Below are 19,390 nucleotides of genomic sequence, written 5' to 3' on the forward strand. Positions count from 1 at the left end.
GGCGGGGCGGGTATTGTCGCCGAGCCTAGCAATCAACCAGACTTGTCTGTTCGCTCACGTGAAACATTACGTTACATAATGCGTGCCAGTCAAACTGCTTATGTGTCGGAGGTGTGCGCGGTGGGCAGAATTGCCGCCTTGACCAGCTCGCGTGCGCGCCGAATCGGCTGTGGCGATTGGGCGGCCTTTGCGCCAAATAGCGCCCCGTCGTAGGTGACCTGAATTTCTTCTGCCATGCGCACGGCATCTTGGGCCGGGCTGAGAGCTTCGATCCACTGATCGCGAATCCAGTCGCGATGCCTGCGAACTGCCAATGCCACGGGATGGGCGGGGTCAGGGAACTCGTTGAGCGCGTTCGCATAGACGCAGCCCACATAGTTCTCGCCTGCTGCGGCCTTTTCTGCCAGGTCAAAGGGCACAAAGACCTGGGCGATACCCTCGTCGGTGACGGCGGCCTGCTTGCGGTAGGCGCGCCTGTCGGCGACGTCACGCTGCTCGAGGTAGGCGACAACGAGGGCCTCTTTGGAGCCGAACGCGTGGTACAGGGTTGCCTTCGCGGTACCGGCCTCGGCAAGGATGCGGTCGATGCCGACGGCCCTGATGCCCTCTTTGGCAAATAGTGCACTTGCGGTGCGAAGGAGGCGATCGGCGGCTGGAGTTTGCGAAGTCACAACTTCATGTTACGGCCCGTGACTGGCAAAAAGACAGTGCTCTCGCTGGCTCGTTGGTGCTTGAGCGGATTTGGGTGTGCGTCCCGAGATGCATCGACTATGCTCAACCCAAGCGATCAGACAGGTCTGTTCGATCAACCCGAAAGGAATCACCATGTCACTGTTTCTTGTTGAAGCTGAACTGAACACGTCTGACCGAGCTGGGTCAAGCGCGGCGATTGAGGCAATCGCCGCCGCCTACGCCGCCTCGGGCGGCAGCCTGGTCGAAGCTCAGGTGCCGGCCTCGCACGCACACGCGTTCGTGATCCTGGAGGGTGACGCATGCGCTGGCGTTGTGCTCGACGCAGCAGACCTGCCCGGCGTCACCGAAATCAGCGAGGCCGTGGCCGTGCGCATCGTCGGCGCGACCGTTGAAGAAGTACGCTCACGCGGCACGGCAGCCGGCTACCTCGTGGAGTGGGATATCCCCGAGGAGATCACGATGGACAAGTACCTCTCGGCCAAGGAAAAGAAGACGCCGCTGTACGACGACCTCGACGACGTTGCCTTTCTCCGCACCTACGTACGCGAAGACACCCAGAAGTGCCTGTGCTTCTACGATGCTGACACCGAGGCCGCGGTGCGCAACGCCCGCGACGTCGTCAGCACCCCGATCAGCCGCCTGCACGAGCTCGACGGTGCCGCGGTTACTGCCTCCTAAGTGAGGTGACGTTCCTGCTCTGGCCGGCCACACACCGCTCAGAGCAGGAACTGCTCGCGCTGCACGGGATCGGGCCGAAGGCGATCCGGATCCTGCGTGAGAGCGGGGTGCAGTTTCGTGAGGACTAGGGCATGTCTCGTAAATGTTGTGTCCAGGCGATGACCGCGTGAAGTAACACTGCTGCCCGGTACGTCAACGACAGTTTGTCGTACCGGGTTGCGATGCCTCGCCACTGTTTCACGTGGCAGAACCGTCGCTCGATCACGTTACGTCCTCGATAGTTCTCGGCGTCGAGTTTGGGTGGGCGACCGCCCTGACTTCCGCGGCGTTTGCGATGCCCGATCTGGTCTCTCGGTTCAGGGATGACCGCCTCAATGCTGCGCTCGCGTAGATGGGCGCGAATTGCGCGAGACGAGTATGCCTTGTCGCCGCGGACCGCGTCCGGGCGAGTGCGCGGCCTGCCAGGCCCGGTTCGTTCCACACGCAGAATCTCAAGCAGCGGCAATAACATCGGCGAATCGCCGTCTTGCCCGGCCGTGCAGACAGTCACCAGCGGCAACCCGTTGCCGTCTACGAGCTGATGAATTTTAGTCGAGAGGCCGCCGCGAGAACGACCCACCGCATGATCAAGCGGCTCGGTCAGCAGATTCTTGTAATTCGATGTATCCCTTTTTTAGGCGCGTCACGTTCGTTGCGTGCTGATGCGCGCGAGCGATCGTGGAGTCCACCGAAATCGACCAATCAACCATTCCGGCAGCATCTGCCTCCGCCATCAATTGGCCAAGGAGGGCATCCCAGGTGCCGTCTGCGGCCATGCGGCGATGCCACCGCCACACTGTCTGCCAAGGTCCGAACGCGGCAGGAAGATCACGCCAAGCAATGCCGCACCGGTAGCGATAAATGATGCCCTCGACCATGGTGCGGGCATCGGCATAGGGGCGCCCTTGTCGACCAGTCGGGCCAGGAAGCGATCCCGAAATCAGGTTCCACTGGTCATCGTTGAGGAGCTGGAATCTTGACACGCATCAACGATCCCAGACTCCACCCCAAATCTTTACGAGACACGCCCTAGACCGAACCCCGTTCGCACAAGCTGCCGGCCACGGCCCATATTTCCTTGCCAAGTACTGGACCACGCAGCTAACGCGGTGCCGTGGGCAAGGTTCCTCGGAAGTATTTCGTCTTCCCGTGCGATGAACGGTTCGAGTAACCGGTCAACTTCATCGAATCGGCCTGCGTGCAACAGCGTAATGGAAGTTTGCGTCAGAGCGACCTCGAGTGAGTGGCTGTGAAGCACAGCATCATTATTGGGGATCTGATCCAGCGTCCCTTGCACTCGTTCTGCCATCTGCACTGCGAGGCTTTCATTTCCACTGAGACGGGACCCCACCATTCGCAAGACAGCGGCGGTCATCCCGGGAAGCCCAGACTCCTCAGACTCTTTCGCAAGTCTTGGTCCGGCGAGTAGTTTGAGGCCTGCAATCACTTGTCCGAATCTGCCCGAAGGAAACGCATACTCATCAATCAGAGCGAACGCTGCGATCACGGGATATTGCTCCCTGACATCACTGGGAATGTTATTCATCCAGACTGAAGGCCGTTCTCGGCGAAGCGAAAGATGCATCTGACTGATGAGGAGATCGGACAGGAGTTCCCATGCTTGCGCGTGGATAGCGGCCTCTTTAGCGAAGCGTGGTCGTACTTTTTTCAGCGCAATCGCTGCCCCCATATATATTTTGCGGAGCGAGGCGGCACCAATGACTGTATCGGCGTGCGATTGAAGCTCTACGCGGATCAGATCATGGTGTCGGTACCATCTTGTACCGCCCTCATCGACCCAGAATCCGAAGCTATGCTCGAACGCGCTCTCAAGGAGAGTATCTGCTTCGTCCGTTGAAAGCTCGAGCATCGTTCCTAGTGCTTCGGCGGAGATCTCTTCGAAGATCGCTGATGCGCACAGGGCAATTTGGACGCCTGGATCGTTCGATTCAATTAGATGGCTGACAAACTCGCGCACGAATGAACCATGACTGACTCTTCCGGTGACGTTGCGATTCGATGCCCTCTCGACGATCAGAGCGTGCGCGGCAAGAGGCCAGCCCCGACTCTGTTGAAGAATGGATTCAGCCAGAGAAACACTTTGTTCCGCAGCGAGCTTCGGGAAGTGAACCCGTAAGAGTTCGTTATTTTCCTCTGAAGAGAGGGCGAGGTCTCCTCCATCCAGTTCCCGGACTGGAACACGCATACGCGCGCTCGTAGAAGTCACACGTGGCAGGGAATGCCGGGTGGTGAGGAGGACGGTCAGTGTTGGCGTCAGTTCGAGCACATCGAGCAGGCTCTTCTCCATCGTGTCGGTAACAGTGTGATGAGCGTCGTCGATCACGATGAGAAATCTGCCGGGAAGCTCGGAGAAGGCAGAGGTGATGATGCTCGTTGATACCGTGGAGAGCCCGCCCTGGACAAGGCGTGCAGCAATTGAATCCCGGGACACAACGCCCGACTGGTTGACGGTTTGGAACACCCGCAACCAGAAATGCTCGTAACTGATGTCCTCGGGGTCTAGCCGCACCCATACTGCGAATGCATTCTGACGTGTCGAACTATGAGTGGTAGTTCGGCGTTCTGCAAATGCGCGAGCAATCTGCGCAGCGGCGATTGTCTTTCCGCTGCCGTGCTCAAGGGCGAGGTTGTTGACGCAACCTTCATGTCGGCCAAGGCGCTCGCTGCGTTCCTCGCCGAGACCATCGAACAGGCGCAAGCAGAAAACGTGCTGTACTCGCTGCACCTCAAGGCCACCATGATGAAGGTCAGCGACCCGATCCTCTTCGGTCACGCAGTCACCGCTTACTTCGCTGACGTTTTCGAGAAGCACGGCGCCGCTATCGAGCAGGCTGGCCTCACTCCCCGCAACGGCCTCGGCTCGATCCTCGCTGGCCTCGACGCCATCCCCGGTGGCCAGGTTATCGCCGATGAGATCGCCGAGCGTATCGCCACAGGCCCGCGTCTGTCGTACGTCAACAGCGACAAGGGCATCACTAACCTGCACGTGCCCAGCGATGTAATCGTTGACGCCTCGATGCCCGCACTCGTGCGCAACGGTGGCAAGCTCTGGGGTGTTGACGGCGCTGAAGATGACACCATCGCCGTGATTCCCGACTCTTCGTACGCGGGTGTTTACCAGGCCACCATCGAAGACGTTATCGCGAACGGTCCGCTCGATCCGGCTGTCATCGGCACCGTATCGAACGTCGGCCTGATGGCACAGGCAGCCGAGGAATACGGCAGCCACGACAAGACCTTCGAGATCGCAGGCGCAGGCCGCGTTGACGTCATTAACGCTGCGGGAGAAGTTCTGCTCTCGCACGAAGTTGAGGCCGGCGACATCTGGCGCGCCACCCAGGCCAAGGATCTGCCGATTCGCGACTGGGTCAAGCTTGCTGTGACCCGCGCTCGCGCCACCGGTGCTCCCGCGGTGTTCTGGCTCAATGAGGCACGCGCACACGATGCCAACCTCATTGCGAAGGTCAACACTTACCTCGCAGACCACGACACCGAGGGCCTCACAATTGAGATCCTGAACCCCGCAGATGCAACGATCTACTCGCTCGCGCGCATGCGCCGCGGCGAAGACACCATCTCGGTAACCGGTAACGTGCTGCGCGACTACCTGACCGACCTGTTCCCGATTCTTGAGGTCGGCACGAGCGCAAAGATGCTTTCGATCGTTCCCCTGCTCGCAGGCGGCGGCCTCTTCGAGACCGGCGCTGGCGGATCGGCTCCCAAGCACGTGCAGCAGCTCGTGGAAGAAGACTACCTGCGCTGGGACTCGCTGGGCGAGTTCTTCGCGCTCGCCGCATCGCTCGAGCACTACGGCGACTTCACCGGCAACAAGAAGGCCAACGTGCTTGCCGCCGCGCTCGACCGCGCCACCGGCACTTTCCTTGAGCTGGATCGTTCGCCCGGTCGCAAGATCGGCACGACCGACAACCGCGGTAGCCACTACTACCTCGCACAGTACTGGGCGCAGGAACTGGCACAGCAGACCGAAGACGCAGAGCTCGCAGCGGTGTTCGCGCCGATCGCTGAGCAGCTGACGTCTCAGGAAGCAAAGATCGTCGAAGAGCTCGTCGCTGTGCAGGGTAAGCCCGTTGAAATTGGCGGCTACTACCTCACCGATGCAGCGCTCGTTTCGCAGATCATGCGCCCGTCGGCCACGCTGAACGAGATCATCGACTCGATCGCGTAACGACGAGTGGGTGAGCCCGGCCCAATCGGCCGGGCTCACCCACTAGGGTCGAGCCCAGTCGGCGTTCTCGACCGACAGTCCCTGGCGCATCTCTTCCAGGAAACGAATTACCACGTCGCGCTCTGCGCGGCTCAGCTTGGCAGCAGCGTGAAACCTGCTTGCCTGCTGTTTACCAACGGTATTCATCGCTGAGGCTTCGGTGGAAGGGGTCACCGAGATTGCCATGGCTCGGCGATCCATCGGGTGCATCTGGCGTTCGATGTGGCCGCCGCTTTCTAAGCGATTGAGTAGTTTCGTCGTCGAGGCCTTAGAAATATCGAGGTAGCTCGAGAGCATCCCCGGCTGCACTAGCTCGCCTCGGTTTTTAGCAACGATCAGATAGTGCAGCGCTCGCATGTCTTGTGCGCCGAGCTTCATGTACTTTTGCGATGCGTCTGAGAGCGCCTGCTCGGTTTCGCGCAGCGCCGACAGCGTCTTCATGAGCTTGCTAATGTGAGCGATCTCTTCGGGAGAAAGCTCTGACCGGTCCACAAGCTGGCTGCGAGGATCACTGGACTCAACTTCATACATGTGAGCTGAGGTTGATTCCTGGGGTGTAGGAGTCATTTGCCGCGTCTTTTCGTCGTCTCAATATCGTTTACCATTGGCCGCTATAGTGACCATTGCGTTATTGTATCTTATGGGATACAGGAATCTTCCTGTCTCGTGTCATAGTCTTCACGGCATGACTACTCGTTCTGTTGTTCGCGTCTTTCTGGGCGGCTTTCTTGCCTTTGCCGGTATCGCCCACCTCACCTTTGCCCGCAAGGAGTTCAGCGCGCAGGTGCCCGATTTTGTGCCGCTTGATGTTGATACGACCGTGGTGGCTTCGGGTGCTGTTGAAATCGGGCTGGGAGCGGCAATGCTCACCTCTCGCCGTCACCGCGGGCTCGTCGGCATCATCACCGGACTCTTCTTTATTGCAGTGTTTCCGGGCAACCTGTCGCAGTGGATCAATGGTCGAGACGGGTTCGGGCTCGACACCGACACGAAGCGATTCGTGAGGCTGTTCTTCCAGCCACTGATGGTGTGGGCGGCGATCTGGTCGACGCGTCTGCCCAAAGACAAGCGCGCACTTAAGGAGAACCGCGACCGCAAGTAACCCTTAACTCGCAGTTGTGGCGCCTCACCTGTGAGGGGGCGGGCGCCGCAACTGCGAGCCGAAGCGTTGCTGCGGGCTGGGGCTAGCCGCGCAGGCCGGGAATCAGTGCCGGGGTGCGCTTGCGGTACGCGATGTACTCGGGGTCATCGCCCCATTTGCGCTTGGCCTTTTCGTCGAGCATGGGGATTCCGGTGACCTTGGTGATGAGTAGCACCACGAAGATGGGCGACAAGATTGCGACCCACTGCCACCCCTGCAGGGCGGGCAGTGCAACGATGAGTACGCCGGTCCAGAGCATCATCTCGCCGAGGTAGTTGGGGTGGCGCACGACTGACCACAGGCCAGTTCTGATGAATTTGCCCGCATTGCTCGGGTCTGCCTTGAACTTGGTCTTCTGTTGGTCAGCGATGACCTCAATGCCGAAGCCGGTCGCCCAGACTGCCACGCCCACCCAGCTGATCCAGTTCATCGGAGACGTGTGATCTGAGGTGATGGTGATCCAGGCGGCTGCGGCAGTCAGGCTGATCCACAAGCCCTGAAGGGTCCAGACTGACAGGAACCTTGCGGGCGATGACTTAATGTCGTCGAACCGGTCATCGCCGCCTGAGCGAATGTTGCGGGTAAAGAGGAACGTGCCAAGGCGCCCCGCCCAGATGATGACCAGGGCACCGATAATGATGCTGCGCAGGTCAAGTTCGGGGGCAATCAGTAGTAGAGCTACCGTGCCGCTGATGTAGGTGAGGCTGGCGGTGAGATCAAAATACCGGTCCGTGCGCGTGATTGCGGCGGGGATAAAGACGATCCACTGCACTGCGTAGGCGATGCCGACAGCGAGGACGAACCCTGGTAGCGGCCCCAGTAGCCAGCCATTTTGGGCACCGGCGAACGCCAGCGCTGCGCCGATCAGTACTGCAACTACGGTGATTGCCACAGAGGTAGAAAGTTGTCTAGGCACGTGAGCTCCTTGTTGAGTGGGGCTGATTAAAAGAGAGGGAAGTAAGTTAGGGGTTAGCGGTATAGCTCGTCAACGACGGACGTCAGTTCGGCGACGAGGGCCTGGCGCTTGAGCTTCATTGTGGGTGTGACGAAGCGGTCAGTGGCGTCTTCGCCGATCGAGATGTTGCGCCAGTACTGCACACGCTGTGACGGTGAGACAGACGCGTTGGCCGCTTCGACAGCGTGCGCGAGTTCGGCGGTGAGCTGTACGTCGTTACACACGGCAACGTCTGCCGTGGTAACTGCGCTTGGGACAGGCATGTCGAGTGATTTGAACCAGGCGGCGGTGGCTTCTTGGTCGAGCACAAGGAGGGCGGTGAGGTACGGGCGGTCCGTGCCTACGAGGGTGGCGTGGGCCACGAGGGGGTGAGCCTCTACCGCCTGTTCCCAGGCCTCTGGCGACACGGTGTAGCCGGTGGAGGTGACGATAACGTGCTTGAGGCGCCCGTGCAGGCTGAGCGAACCGTCAGCGTGCAGCTTTCCGAGGTCACCGGTGCGAAAGTAGCCGTCAACGAAGGCGGCCGCGTTCTGAGCTTGGTCGCGGTAGCCCGCGAATACGCCCACGCCCTGGGCGAGCACCTCGCCGTTTTCTGAGATTCTGACGGAGTTACCGGGGAGCGGCCTGCCGACATTGCCGGCGACGAGACTGCCGGGGCGACCGCCAGTGAGGGGAGCGGTGGTCTCGGTGAGGCCGTAGCCCTCGATGACGGGAACGCCGATGCCCCGAAAGAAGCGCGCCAGTTCGGGTTGCAGGGTTGCGGCGCCAGACAGCAGATATTCGATCCGGTTGCCCATGACCGCGCGCAGGCGCTTGTAGAACAGGCGGTCGAAGACTGCGCGCTGCACGCGCAGCCAAATCGGCGCTCGGGTCGCCTGGTGCTGGTCGAGGTTCTCGAGGTGCACGCCCCAGCTCTGCGCGACGGTGACGGCGGCCGACCACAGCGGTTCAACCTTCTTCTGTCGCGCCGAAGCTGCCGCAGCGGCCTGAATTTTTTCGAGCACGCGCGGTACCACCACGAGGAACGTGGGCTGCAAAATGGCGAGCGCCTGCACGACGTCCTTGGGGTTGGAGAGGTGCGCGACCCGCATACCGTTTGCCACGCAAATGAGCTGCAGTGCGCGCCCGAGCACGTGCGTGAGTGGCAGGAAGAGAATCGTATTGCCGCTCTCCTTGACGACCTCGCGGTAGGCATCGGCGGTGTTGAGCACCTGTCCCACGAGGTTGCGGTGGGTGATGAGTGCGCCCTTGGGGGTGCCGGTGGTTCCCGAGGTGTACACGATCGTCGCAATATCATCGAGCGCGGCGGTCACGCGACGAGTTTCGAGCTCGTCTGGTGTGACGAGGGTGCCGAGGGCTGCCAGTTCGGTCATCGAGCCGACATCGCCTGTTCTTGCCGAGTGCGGTGCGTAGTCGAACACCCACGTGGCCACTGTCGAGCCGTTGGCATAGGTGGCGGCTGCCGCCAAACGTCGCGCAATGACATCGTCTCCGGCAAAGGCGGCCGCGGGCTGCGCGTCGATAATGATTGCCCGCAATTGTTCGTCGGAGGCGGTGTCATACACCGGCACGACCACCGCGCCGGTAAAGAGTGCGGCGTGGTCGGCGACGGCCCACAGGTACTGGGTTTGCGCCATGATGAGTACTCGGTCGCCAGCCTGTACGCCGCTGGCGATGAGGCCGCGAGCCGCTGCAGCGACCTCGTCCATGAACTCGCTTGTGCTGATCTGGCGCCAGGGTGCGCTCAGGCTGGCGCCGTGGGAGCGGGCTTCAAAAGCGATGTGCTGCGGTGCCTGCTTGAACCGGTTCACCAGCAGATCGGTGACGTTTTGTACGCCTGATATGTCGACCAGCTGGGGGGTTGAAGAATTTTTGGAGGCGACGTGGGGGCCTGTCGGCGCCTGCGCAGGCGTGTGCCGTTCATTGAGGCTGGGCCCTGCATGGTTGGGCGAAGGGAAGGGCTCGTTCACGGGAGTGCTCCGATCGTAATGAAGAAGATGTGCAAAGTCGTCGGTGCTTCGTCTCGCGAACCGGTGCGGCTCAGGGCGTCTGAACCACACCGGATTCGTAACTATATGGATACTGTATCTAAATGTAAACAACTTGGCAACAGTGATCACCCCGTTGCTCAGTTTCCCGGTGAGATCCCTACGCTCTGTGCCAGTGGTTTGAAACCAAGAAGCACCGCGTGACCCAAACGAAACAGGGTCACGCGGTGCTTCTCACGCGTCCGCGAACTTACGATGCAAAAAACGTGTGCTGGGGTTTAGTTCTCGGTGGCGGGGGGCATCAGCACGGTGTCTACGAGGTAGACAACAGCGTTGGCCGTCTGCACGCCGCCGCACACCACGCTGACGTCGTTGACCTTGAGATCATCACCCGAACCGGTCACCTCAAGCTCTGCGCCGTTCACGGTCTCGTGCATGCCGGCAATGTCAGCGGGCTCGATCTGCCCGGGGACTACGTGGTAGGTCAGAATCGACGAGAGTAGATCACTGTCGGTCTTGAGTGTATCGATGGTGCCGGCATCGATCTTGCCGAACGCGTCATCGACCGGGGCGAACACGGTGAACTCGCCACCGTTGAGCGTCTCCACGAGATCAACATCCGGGTTCAACTGACCGCTGACAGCTGACACGAGCGTGGTGAGGAGCGGATTGTTTGATGCCGCAACCGCTACCGGGTCCTGAGACATTCCCATGATTGATCCGGCGCCATCGGGCACCGCTTCTGCGTATGCCGCGCAGCCCGGGCCCACCAGGTTCGCTGCGGGATCCATCTCAGTGGTCATCTCCTCAGTAACTTCCTGCTCCTGCATGGTGTCTACCTTGGGCTCATCCGTTGAGTCCATTGAACAGCCGGTGAGCGTTGCAGCCCCGATGAGCGTCAATGCAAATGCGGTGCCGACAGCCTTCTTAGCGAACATGAGTTCCTCCTCAGAATTTCGTTTCCACGGATTCCCGCGGCTTATCGAGCACTTCGGAGCCCTCGAAAAAGTGGATTGGAAAGTTTTTAAAAAAGTTTTCGGGCCCGAAACGGGCGTCGCCGCAATCCAAATGCCCCCGGGTTCCGAATACCCCAGTAACGAGAAAGGTGCACTCATGGATATCGTGCTTATTGGATTGCTGGGCGGCCTGATCACCGGCATCTCGCCCTGCATTCTGCCGGTGCTCCCGGTCATCTTCTTGACCGCGGGCGCAAAACCTGCTGTGCCGGGCAAGACCCCCGAGGTGATCCCCGCCAAGCGCAGCCGGCCATTCTGGATCATCGGCGGCCTAGTCGTCAGCTTCTCGGTGGTGACGATGCTGGGCTCGCTGCTGCTGGGGCTGCTGTCGATTCCGCAATCGACGATTCGCTGGGTTGGGGTCGGCGTGCTGCTGCTCATCGGCGTCGGAATGCTGTTCCCCGGTTTCGAGCAGCTGCTCGAAAAGCCGTTTCAACGGCTCCCGCGCCGCAAAGTGGGTGACGGCGGCAACGGGTTTGGAATGGGTCTAGCCCTCGGCACGGTCTTCGTGCCGTGCGCCGGCCCCGTGCTCGCCGCGATCATCGTGGCCGGCGCCACCGGCACGATCGGCACCGAAACGGTGTTGCTCACGCTCTCTTTCGCGATCGGCGTCGCGGTGCCACTGCTCGTGTTTGCCCTCGCCGGCAGCAGCGTGGCCCAGCGCATTCGCGGCTTCAGGAAGCGCGAACGCGCGATCCGGATCACGGGGGGCATCGCGCTCATCGCGCTCGCCACCGGACTCGCCTTCGATGTTCCCCAGGCGCTGCAGCGCCTGATTCCCGACTACACCGCGGGGCTCCAGAAGGAGCTCGCAGACAGTGATGCCGGGCAGCGGGCGCTCAGCCTCGGCGGCCTCGTGACCGATGAGAATCGCGAGCTCGACAACTGCATGGAAGACCCAGAAACGCTGCATTCGTGCGGTATTGCGCCGCCGCTGAAAGGCATCGACACCTGGATTAACACCCCTGACGGGGCCGCCATTGACCTGGAAGAACTGCGGGGTCAAGTCGTGCTGGTTGATTTCTGGGCCTACTCGTGCATCAACTGCCAACGGTCGATTCCGCACCTGGTCGCGTGGGACGAAACGTATCGAGATGCGGGGCTCACTGTGATCGGCGTGCACTCACCCGAGTACGCGTTTGAGAAAGAGACCGCGAACGTCAGCGCCGGTGCTAAGAAGTTCGGCATCGAATACCCCGTCGCGCTCGACAACAATCTTGCGACCTGGACGAACTACCGCAACCGATACTGGCCCGCCCGCTACCTCATTGATGCCACGGGCACCGTGCGACACATCTACTTTGGCGAGGGAGAATATGACACCACGGAGCGGCTCATCAGGGAGCTGCTGACCGATGCGAACCCCGGCATCAAGCTGCCACAGAAGACTGACATCGCTGATGCAACGCCCGAGCTGGGCAGCACGACCGCGGAAACGTTTCTAGGCTCGTCAAAGGATCGAAACTATGCGGGTCCCGGTGACTATCGCCCGGGTGACAACGACTTCGTGCTTCCCGAACAGCAAGCCGTCGATACCTTCGCGCTCGAGGGGGCGTGGAACATCGCCACCCAGTACGCCACCCCCACTGCCGAGTCCGGGGGCACCGTGCGCCTGAACTATCGGGCGCAAGAGACTCGCGTAGTGGTCGCCGGTGAAGGCGCGCTCGAAGCGGTGTTGCCGGGAGGTGAGGTGCACAAGGTGAAAGTCAGCGGCGCCCCGCAGTCGTACCAGCTCGTCGGTCCTGGTGACCCGACCGAGGGTGTGCTTGAGCTGCGAGTACCGCAGGGGCTGAACCTTTACTCATTCACATTCGGATAACACTCGCGCACAAACACACAGGACACGGGGGAGGTGAGTAAGCCATGATGGTGGAGATGGTAATCGATGGGATTGATATACCGGAGGACGGCGAACTCGCTGACCCTGCCGATGATGCCCTTGCGCGTGCCGGGCAGGGAGACAGGCAGGCATTCGGGCGGTTCTATGATCTGCTCTCTGCCCGCGTCTTTGGCCTGATTCTTCGTGTGCTCGTCGATCGCTCGCAGAGCGAAGAAGTCCTGCAAGAGGTGTTTCTCGAGGCGTGGCAGTCGGCCGCAAACTTCAACCCCGAGCGCGGGCACGCACGATCATGGGTGCTAACAATTGCGCATCGCCGGGCAGTCGACCGGGTGCGCGCGGTGCACGCAGAGCGGCGACGTGATGTAGTCGCAGGAGCCAAAGAACTGGCCACATCCCCACCGGGAGTCGAAGAAGAAGTGGAACTCATCGTGGATGGTTCAACCGCCGTTCACGGGCTCAATGAGCTTCCTGAACCCCAGCGCCAAGCGATCGTACTGGCATACTTCGGCGGCTACAGCCAACGCGAAGTGGCGGTGCTCGTGGGAGCGCCGCTGGGCACCGTAAAAGCCCGTATTCGAGACGGACTCACCAAACTGCGAGCTGTATTGGAGGCCACGAGATGAACGAAACAGAGTTCCGTGAGCTCTCTGCGGCGCGTGCGCTCCACGCCCTCTCACCCGAAGAAGAACAGCAGTTCTCTGCGGCCTGGGCGACGCACCCCGAGTGGACCCACATCGTTGACGCTGACCGCGAAACCGCGGCGGCATTGGGCGAACTGACCGAAGAGGTCGAACCGCCCGCGCCACTTCGTGCTTCCATTCTCGACGCGATCATGAGTGCCTCGCAGGACCTGCCCGCCGGTGAAACCAAAGCGCCTGCTGTGCCTGTTGCGCCTGATGTGGCTGGCGTGCCTGGCGCGCCCGCTGCTGAATCGGCGCACGCGGGCGGTTCCGAGGACGCAGACGTCGCAGCGGTTCAAGGTTCCAACAAGAAGCGACGAGCCGGGTGGTTTGCGCTCGCCGCCTCGGCGGCGGTGCTGCTGGCGCTGACGTTAACGCCCGCGATACGTGCATCTCTGACGCCTGTTGATCCGGTCGCCGTCGCGCTCGAGCAGGTTGCCGCAGCCCCAGACCTCAGCACCGTTTCGGCGGCGTTTGATGGGCAGGGGCGCGCGACGCTGCACTGGTCTGAGGCCGAACAGAGCACCGTGTTCTTGGCTGAGGGGCTGCCCGAGCTGTCTGCCGACCACGATTTCGAGCTCTGGATCGTGCGTGACGGTGAGCCGATCTCACGCGGCGTCGTCAAGGCTGATCACGCCAGGGATACCGCAGCGATCGTTGAAGGGTTCGAGCCCGGCGACGTCGTGGCCGTGACGATTGAGGATCGCGGCGGTTCGCCCGACGGTCTGCCCACGACCGACCCCATTCTCGCGGTTGATTCAGCGTAGGGGAGATCGCTCCGGGGCGGCTGTGCAAGCTATCGGTGTGATGAGGGGACTCGAATGACAACGCTCGTGTGGTTTCGAGATGACCTCAGAATTGCCGACCACCCCGCGCTCGCCGCGGGGTGCGAGGACCCCGAGGGCATCGTGGCGCTGTACCTGCTTGATGAGGAATCTGAGGGGATCAGGCCCCTGGGTGGCGCCGCGCGCTGGTGGCTGCACGAGTCACTCACCCGGCTGAGCGCGGTGCTCGCTGAGCGGGGCATTCCGTTGATTCTGCGCCGGGGTACCGCTGCCCAGGTGGTGCCACAGGTCGTGGCCGAGAGCGGCGCGGGGCGGGTGCTGTGGAACAGGCGCTACGGAGCTGAACGCCACCACGATGCTGAGCTGAAGCAGCGGCTGCGCGCTGACGGCGTCGAGGCGCACTCGTTTCGGGGTGGGCTGCTCTTCGAGCCAGGTCAGATCACCACCCGCACGGGCGATCTCTACCGCGTGTATTCGCCGTTTTGGCGCGCCTGCCTCGCGGCCCCGGCGCCCGCCAAGCCGCTGCCCGAACCTGCCCACGGGCAAGCCGCCGCCGCGCAACCCGCGAGCGATGATCTTGCCGACTGGGAGCTGCGGCGCGGGGCGGCCCGCTGGTGCGGCGAGATTGCCGGGCGCTGGGACGTGGGGGAGGCGGCCGCGGTTGCGCAGCTGCGCAGCTTTCTGCGCGACCGGGCCGCCACCTACGAGGCCAAGCGAGACACCCCCTCAATCGATGCCGGATCAGGCCTCTCTCCCTATCTGCGCTGGGGCGAGATCAGCCCCCGCACGGTTTGGCACGTTGCGCTTGAATCGGGTGCCAACGTCGGCAAGTTTCTGTCTGAACTGGGGTGGCGTGAGTTCGCCGCGCACACCGCGTTCGCACACTCAGACCTGCACCTGCGCGGGCTTGATCGCCGCTTCGACGCGTTCCCGTGGCGTGAGGAGCAGGACTACGCGGAAGACCTCACTGCGTGGCAGCGCGGCCAGACCGGGTTCCCGCTCGTTGATGCGGGCATGCAAGAACTGTGGCGTACCGGCATCATGCACAACCGTGTGCGCATGGTCGTGGCATCGTTCCTCACCAAGAACCTGCTGATCGACTGGCGCGTGGGCGAGGCGTGGTTCTGGGACACCCTCGTTGATGCCGACGCGGCGAGCAACCCGTTTAACTGGCAGTGGGTGGCCGGCTGCGGCGTCGATTCAGCACCGTACTTTCGGGTGTTCAACCCGAGCACGCAGCTTGCGAAGTTTGATCCGGAACGAAGGTATGCCGATCAGTGGGCTCCCGAGAGCCTGTTGCACCCAGAAATCGTGGACCTGCGCGCGACCCGCGTGCGCGCGCTTGCGGGGTACGACGTAGTGCGGCACGCGCCGCCTGCGTAACAGGCGAGGAGGTCGCGCGCGCAGCTGTTTGCCCAGCTGTTGCGCAGTCCGCCCGACGCAGGCTACAGCGGCTCTTACCGGTCTGTGAGCGCCGCGTCGATTGCGCCCGCCGCTGTGGCGTGGGTGAAGCTGAAGCCCGTTTTGGTGAGCACCCTAGGCTGCACCCGGGCATCGGCGAGCAGCAGCGAGTCGGCCGCGGTGCGGCCGAGCCCCAGCCGCAGCGCCCAGGCGGGGGCGGGCACCAGAAACGGGCGATGCATGCGCCGGGCCAGGTGGCGGCCGATGGTGGTTGCGCTCGCGGGCTCGGGGCCCGTGAGATTCACGGGGCCCGTGATCCGGTGCTGAAGAATGTGGCGAATTGCGCGCACCTCGTCCTCGAGCGAGATCCACGGCCAGATCTGGCGGCCTGAGCCCAGCGGCCCCAGCAGGCCAAACCGGGCGAGCGGAATGAGCGGTTTGAGCACTGCCTGCGGGTGCAAAATGGAGGCTGTGCGCAGCAGCGCGACGGGCACTTCGGGCCCCGCCTCGAGCGCTTCGCGCTCCCACCGAGCAGTGAGTTGAGCGAGAAATGTGTCGCCCGGGTTGCTCGCTTCGGTGAGCGTCAGGCCAGGCTGGCTACCGTAGATTCCCACGGCAGAGGCCGACAGGAACATCGGGGCGCCCGGGCCCAGTGCGCGCAGTGCCGTGGCGAGTGTGCGGGTGGGCAGAACGCGCGAACGCAGCAGGGTCTCACGGTAGCTCTTTGTCCAGGGCAGCTTGCCGATGCTTGCGCCATTGAGGTTCACCACGGCAGAGGCTCCGTCGAGCACCCCGGGGTCTAGCTCGTGTGCCCCGGGGTGCCACTCCACCTCGGTCGGGTTTTCGGCTGGTCGCCTGACGAGCCAGATGACATCGATGCCGTCGCTACGAAGTGAATCGGTGAACGCGCGGCCAATGAGGCCGCTAGCGCCAGATATGACGATTCTGCTATTCATTTGGTGCCTCCCAAAGGGGTTCGTTGCAGCGAGCCTAACGGCGTTCAGATAGCCCGGCCAATAGGCCTTTCAGGTGTTTCCCATAGAGTGGAAGACTGCTGTGCGTCGACGATGACGGTATTTTTCGGGTTCGCGCACGAGTAGAGAACTCTTGAAAAACAAAACATTGATGGCCGGGGGAGAGCCCCTCTGCTCGAAAGGTTTAAGTGCGACAGCAAAAGAGAATTGCGATTATCGGAGCGGGGCCCAGCGGTATGGCGGCCCTGCGAGCATTCGCGGCAGCGGAGCTCCAGGGCGACACGAACCCTGAAATCATTTGCTACGAGAAGCAAGACGACTGGGGCGGCCAGTGGAACTTCTCGTGGCGCACTGGCACTGATCACTACGGTGAGCCGGTGCACTCAAGCATGTACCGAAACCTCTGGTCGAACGGGCCCAAAGAGGCGCTCGAGTTCGCCGAGTACACCTTCGACGATCACTTCGGCCGGCCCATCTCGTCCTACCCTCCACGCGAGGTGCTGTGGGACTACATCAACGGCCGGGCAATGCAGTCGGGTGTGAAGGCTCGCGTACGGTTCGCTCACGCGGTGCGCTGGGTGGATTACAGCGAAGAAGCAGCGCAGTTCACGGTGACCGTGGACAACCTGCGTACCAAAGAAACGGTACGCGAGACGTTCGATGAGGTCATCGTCGCCACCGGTCACTTCGCGTTCCCCAATGTTCCTAACTTCACCGGCATCGAGACATTCCCCGGCGAAGTGATTCATGCCCACGAATTTCGTGGTGCTGAGCGGCTGAAAGACAAACGCGTCTTACTGATCGGTGGCTCCTATTCGGCCGAAGACATCGGCGTGCAAGCTCACAAGATGGGTGCGCAGCAGGTCACCATGAGCTACCGCTCGCAGCCACAGGGCTTTGCCTGGCCCGAGGGCATGCAAGAGGTGCCTGAAATCGTCGGCTTTGACGGTCAGACAGCAACGTTCGTAGACGGACAGGTTCGCGAATTCGACACGGTGATCTTGTGCACCGGGTACCTGCATCACTACCCGTTTTTGTCACGGGAGTTGCACATTGAATCGCCCAATAATCTGTACCCCGAGGGACTGTATCGCGGCGTTGTGTGGCAAAACAACCCGGGTCTGTGCTACTTGGGCGCGCAAGACCAGTGGTTTACCTTCAACATGTTTGACGCGCAGGCGTGGTACGTGCGCGACCTGATTCTGGGACGTGCAGAGCTGCCGAGTGCTGAGGCGCGGGCAGAGCATGCGCGGGCATGGCTCGAACGCTTCGAGGCGGCCCAAACGGTCGCGCAGCAGGTGCAGTTCCAGGCCGACTACATTCGCGACCTCATCGACGCCACCGACTACCCGTCATTCGACCTCGACGAGGTGGTGCGCATCTTCCTGGCGTGGAAGGCAGATAAGCAGGCGAATATTCTCACCTACCGCGACTGCACGTACCCCTCGGTGATCACGGGCACGATGGCGGTGCGCCACCACACCGACTGGCTTGACGAGTTCGATGACTCAATCGAACGCTACCTGGAAACACCCAAGCCGCAGGTCACACAGTAGCGCGGCCCCGGCGGCCCCGCGGGGCCGCCGGGCGTCAGAACCTGGTGAAGGTGTCGCCCTCGCCCCACTGCACAACCGGCGTCTCGAACGACGGAAACCCCTGAGCGTCCATCGGCGTCTCAAACTCTGTGAGCCGGTAACGCGGCATCGCACCGACCGCGTGGTCGTCGCCGCCCTGGTCTACCGGAGCGAGCACCCAGTCGTACGGCTGCAGCGCGAAGTTCATGCGGCCGATCGTGACAAAATGCCCCTCGAGTTCGTCCTCACGCGGCCCCATCAGCTCGTAGTCGTACGCTTCTTCCTCGATGGGAGAGAAGGACCCGCGTAGCCCGCGATCACGCAGCAGTTTCTCAACCTGCTCCACGACTTCGCTGACCTCCCAGTCGATGGGAAAGACCGCCAGCTGGTCAAGATCGGCCGCGGGGTTCGCCTGCGAGGTCGCCCAGATCACGGGCAGCTGCGGCTCGGGCACATGCGTGGGCATCGCCGCCGGATACACCGAATACTGCTCGAACAGCGAAGAGTCGAGCCCCATGATGGTCTGAACACCGAGCACTTCGAAGGCCCAATACCCATAGAACTTGGGGTTCGGCGATCCGGAATTTGAGGGGATCAGCACCTCGTCGCGCCTCCAGACGTCGCCCCAAGAATTGAGGTGCCGCGCCACCGCAGCCACCGGATTCTCGACAATAAACGTCTCGGTGAGCACGCGCGTGGACTTCGGAAACAGCAGCTTCTGGCTCACCGGGTGCTCGGCGTCGCGCCACACGATCAGCGAATCGATGAGGCGGTCGCCGTGCACGGGGGCTGAGGCGCGCTGGGCAGCCGCAAACTGCTCGTCGGTCACACCCATCGAAACCGCGAGCGACAACAGCCACAAGAACGTGCGATAGTCGGCGATATCGGTGCGGGTCTGGTACGCCGCGCGGTCGATGTAAGCCGCGGCGTGGGCGGCCCGGTCGCCCGCCTCGATCGCGGTCAAGAGCACCGGCCGCAGCTGCTCGGGCTCGTAGCCGCGGGAGTACATGGCGCTGAACTGGTTCAGGCTGAAGGTGAGATGCTCGTCCCAATCAAGAAAATCGGCGAGCGCGTCGGGGGTCTCGCGGGCCGCAATATCGCCCCGGATCTCGTTGATCGACGCCACGATTTCGGCGATTGCGTAGTCGAAGTAGGCATGGTCTTCGGGAACGTTGCGCATCGGAGGGATCCTCACTGGTTGTGCCTGCTGCTGACGATTGTGTCACGTGCGGTTACGAATGAGAGCACACTTCGCCGGATCGGCATTTTTACGGCGACTTCCTTCCGAGACGCTTTCGGGATACCATCAATTCGATACACGAACTTCTTTTCGCACAACGAAAAGAAGTGAGGGAAGTAAGCGGGTGGTAACCCATCCGT

General features: G+C 62.0%; 18 protein-coding genes. 9 read left to right on the forward strand and 9 right to left on the reverse strand.

The features are described 5' to 3' along the window. Positions 1 to 98: 98 nt before the first annotated feature. Positions 99 to 671 carry a TetR/AcrR family transcriptional regulator gene (locus JOF28_RS09920; RefSeq protein WP_209705611.1) on the reverse strand — a complete coding sequence of 191 codons (573 nt, stop codon included), beginning with the start codon at positions 669 to 671 and terminating at the stop codon, positions 99 to 101. A 154-nt stretch (positions 672 to 825) separates the two neighbouring features. Between JOF28_RS09920 and JOF28_RS09925 the strand changes: the two genes are divergently transcribed. Continuing rightward, positions 826 to 1,371: a DUF4242 domain-containing protein gene (locus JOF28_RS09925; protein ID WP_209705612.1), complete on the forward strand. Its 546-nt coding sequence runs from the start codon at positions 826 to 828 to the stop codon at positions 1,369 to 1,371. A gap of 5 nt (positions 1,372 to 1,376) precedes the next feature. After that, positions 1,377 to 1,499 carry a helix-hairpin-helix domain-containing protein gene (locus JOF28_RS14710; protein WP_280909355.1) on the forward strand — a complete coding sequence of 41 codons (123 nt, stop codon included), beginning with the start codon at positions 1,377 to 1,379 and terminating at the stop codon, positions 1,497 to 1,499. On the opposite strand, the gene JOF28_RS09930 is transcribed toward JOF28_RS14710, so the two are convergent. After that, positions 1,496 to 2,393, reverse strand: a protein-coding gene (locus tag JOF28_RS09930) for an IS5 family transposase (RefSeq protein WP_209705613.1) whose coding sequence is annotated in 2 segments (ribosomal slippage) — positions 1,496 to 2,035 and positions 2,037 to 2,393 — 897 coding nt in all. Because the reading frame shifts where the segments join, the coding sequence is not laid out codon by codon here. The genes JOF28_RS14710 and JOF28_RS09930 overlap by 4 nt on opposite strands. A gap of 32 nt (positions 2,394 to 2,425) precedes the next feature. Beyond that, the gene (locus tag JOF28_RS09935; RefSeq protein WP_209705614.1) at positions 2,426 to 3,940 is read right to left on the reverse strand and encodes a hypothetical protein; all 1,515 of its coding nucleotides are present in this window, start codon (positions 3,938 to 3,940) and stop codon (positions 2,426 to 2,428) included. Positions 3,941 to 3,973: 33 nt separating this feature from the next. Here JOF28_RS09935 and JOF28_RS09940 point away from each other — a divergent pair, with 33 nt between their 5' ends. After that, entirely contained in the window at positions 3,974 to 5,617 is a 1,644-nt protein-coding gene (locus tag JOF28_RS09940; protein ID WP_209705615.1) for an NADP-dependent isocitrate dehydrogenase, read from the forward strand. Between the two features lie 42 nt (positions 5,618 to 5,659). On the opposite strand, the gene JOF28_RS09945 is transcribed toward JOF28_RS09940, so the two are convergent. Further along, positions 5,660 to 6,223 (reverse strand): MarR family winged helix-turn-helix transcriptional regulator, encoded by a 564-nt coding sequence (locus JOF28_RS09945; protein ID WP_209705616.1) that lies wholly within the window; start codon positions 6,221 to 6,223, stop codon positions 5,660 to 5,662. Between the two features lie 118 nt (positions 6,224 to 6,341). Between JOF28_RS09945 and JOF28_RS09950 the strand changes: the two genes are divergently transcribed. After that, positions 6,342 to 6,758, forward strand: coding sequence for a DoxX family protein (locus tag JOF28_RS09950; RefSeq protein WP_209705617.1), 417 nt, complete (start codon positions 6,342 to 6,344; stop codon positions 6,756 to 6,758). Between the two features lie 82 nt (positions 6,759 to 6,840). On the opposite strand, the gene JOF28_RS09955 is transcribed toward JOF28_RS09950, so the two are convergent. The 3 genes from JOF28_RS09955 to JOF28_RS09965 all read right to left on the reverse strand — a co-directional run bounded on the left by JOF28_RS09955 (position 6,841) and on the right by JOF28_RS09965 (position 10,678). Beyond that, positions 6,841 to 7,713 carry a DUF1295 domain-containing protein gene (locus JOF28_RS09955; RefSeq protein ID WP_209705618.1) on the reverse strand — a complete coding sequence of 291 codons (873 nt, stop codon included), beginning with the start codon at positions 7,711 to 7,713 and terminating at the stop codon, positions 6,841 to 6,843. A 53-nt stretch (positions 7,714 to 7,766) separates the two neighbouring features. Continuing rightward, positions 7,767 to 9,722: an AMP-dependent synthetase/ligase gene (locus JOF28_RS09960; RefSeq protein ID WP_342452142.1), complete on the reverse strand. Its 1,956-nt coding sequence runs from the start codon at positions 9,720 to 9,722 to the stop codon at positions 7,767 to 7,769. A gap of 296 nt (positions 9,723 to 10,018) precedes the next feature. After that, complete coding sequence (locus tag JOF28_RS09965) at positions 10,019 to 10,678, reverse strand: fasciclin domain-containing protein (protein WP_209705619.1); 660 nt, start codon at positions 10,676 to 10,678, stop codon at positions 10,019 to 10,021. A 175-nt stretch (positions 10,679 to 10,853) separates the two neighbouring features. Between JOF28_RS09965 and JOF28_RS09970 the strand changes: the two genes are divergently transcribed. Genes JOF28_RS09970 through JOF28_RS09985 form a run of 4 tightly spaced genes read left to right on the forward strand, consistent with a single transcriptional unit; the run spans position 10,854 to position 15,444 of the window. Further along, positions 10,854 to 12,575, forward strand: a complete 1,722-nt coding sequence (locus JOF28_RS09970; RefSeq protein WP_209705620.1) for a cytochrome c biogenesis protein DipZ — start codon at positions 10,854 to 10,856, stop codon at positions 12,573 to 12,575. 44 nt (positions 12,576 to 12,619) lie between these two features. After that, on the forward strand, positions 12,620 to 13,219 hold the full coding sequence (locus tag JOF28_RS09975) for a sigma-70 family RNA polymerase sigma factor (protein ID WP_209705621.1): 600 nt from the start codon (positions 12,620 to 12,622) through the stop codon (positions 13,217 to 13,219). Further along, a complete protein-coding gene (locus JOF28_RS09980; RefSeq protein WP_209705622.1) occupies positions 13,216 to 14,043 on the forward strand; it encodes an anti-sigma factor in 828 nt (275 codons plus the stop codon). Before JOF28_RS09975 ends, JOF28_RS09980 begins: the two co-directional genes overlap by 4 nt. A 54-nt stretch (positions 14,044 to 14,097) precedes the next feature. Then, complete coding sequence (locus tag JOF28_RS09985) at positions 14,098 to 15,444, forward strand: cryptochrome/photolyase family protein (RefSeq protein WP_209705623.1); 1,347 nt, start codon at positions 14,098 to 14,100, stop codon at positions 15,442 to 15,444. Between the two features lie 74 nt (positions 15,445 to 15,518). Here the strand turns inward: JOF28_RS09985 and JOF28_RS09990 are convergent, their stop codons facing one another. After that, a complete protein-coding gene (locus JOF28_RS09990) occupies positions 15,519 to 16,418 on the reverse strand; it encodes a TIGR01777 family oxidoreductase (protein ID WP_209705624.1) in 900 nt (299 codons plus the stop codon). Positions 16,419 to 16,624: 206 nt separating this feature from the next. Between JOF28_RS09990 and JOF28_RS14830 the strand changes: the two genes are divergently transcribed. After that, entirely contained in the window at positions 16,625 to 17,992 is a 1,368-nt protein-coding gene (locus JOF28_RS14830) for an NAD(P)-binding domain-containing protein (RefSeq protein WP_342452143.1), read from the forward strand. 34 nt (positions 17,993 to 18,026) lie between these two features. On the opposite strand, the gene JOF28_RS10000 is transcribed toward JOF28_RS14830, so the two are convergent. Beyond that, on the reverse strand, positions 18,027 to 19,190 hold the full coding sequence (locus JOF28_RS10000; RefSeq protein WP_209705626.1) for a PoNe immunity protein domain-containing protein: 1,164 nt from the start codon (positions 19,188 to 19,190) through the stop codon (positions 18,027 to 18,029). Positions 19,191 to 19,390 lie beyond the last annotated feature (200 nt).

The organism is Leucobacter exalbidus (assembly GCF_017834145.1).
Taxonomy (GTDB): Bacteria; Actinomycetota; Actinomycetes; order Actinomycetales; family Microbacteriaceae; genus Leucobacter; species Leucobacter exalbidus.

Bases quoted from the DNA above. Each gene is read 5' to 3' on its own strand.
- JOF28_RS09925 (WP_209705612.1), top strand. From the start codon at position 826: ATGTCACTGTTTCTTGTTGAAGCTGAACTGAACACGTCTGACCGAGCT.
- JOF28_RS09940 (WP_209705615.1), top strand. From the start codon at position 3,974: ATGAGTGGTAGTTCGGCGTTCTGCAAATGCGCGAGCAATCTGCGCAGC.
- JOF28_RS09945 (WP_209705616.1), bottom strand. From the start codon at position 6,223: ATGACTCCTACACCCCAGGAATCAACCTCAGCTCACATGTATGAAGTT.
- JOF28_RS09950 (WP_209705617.1), top strand. From the start codon at position 6,342: ATGACTACTCGTTCTGTTGTTCGCGTCTTTCTGGGCGGCTTTCTTGCC.
- JOF28_RS09965 (WP_209705619.1), bottom strand. From the start codon at position 10,678: ATGTTCGCTAAGAAGGCTGTCGGCACCGCATTTGCATTGACGCTCATC.
- JOF28_RS09970 (WP_209705620.1), top strand. From the start codon at position 10,854: ATGGATATCGTGCTTATTGGATTGCTGGGCGGCCTGATCACCGGCATC.
- JOF28_RS09975 (WP_209705621.1), top strand. From the start codon at position 12,620: ATGATGGTGGAGATGGTAATCGATGGGATTGATATACCGGAGGACGGC.
- JOF28_RS09980 (WP_209705622.1), top strand. From the start codon at position 13,216: ATGAACGAAACAGAGTTCCGTGAGCTCTCTGCGGCGCGTGCGCTCCAC.
- JOF28_RS09985 (WP_209705623.1), top strand. From the start codon at position 14,098: ATGACAACGCTCGTGTGGTTTCGAGATGACCTCAGAATTGCCGACCAC.
- JOF28_RS09990 (WP_209705624.1), bottom strand. From the start codon at position 16,418: ATGAATAGCAGAATCGTCATATCTGGCGCTAGCGGCCTCATTGGCCGC.
- JOF28_RS10000 (WP_209705626.1), bottom strand. From the start codon at position 19,190: ATGCGCAACGTTCCCGAAGACCATGCCTACTTCGACTACGCAATCGCC.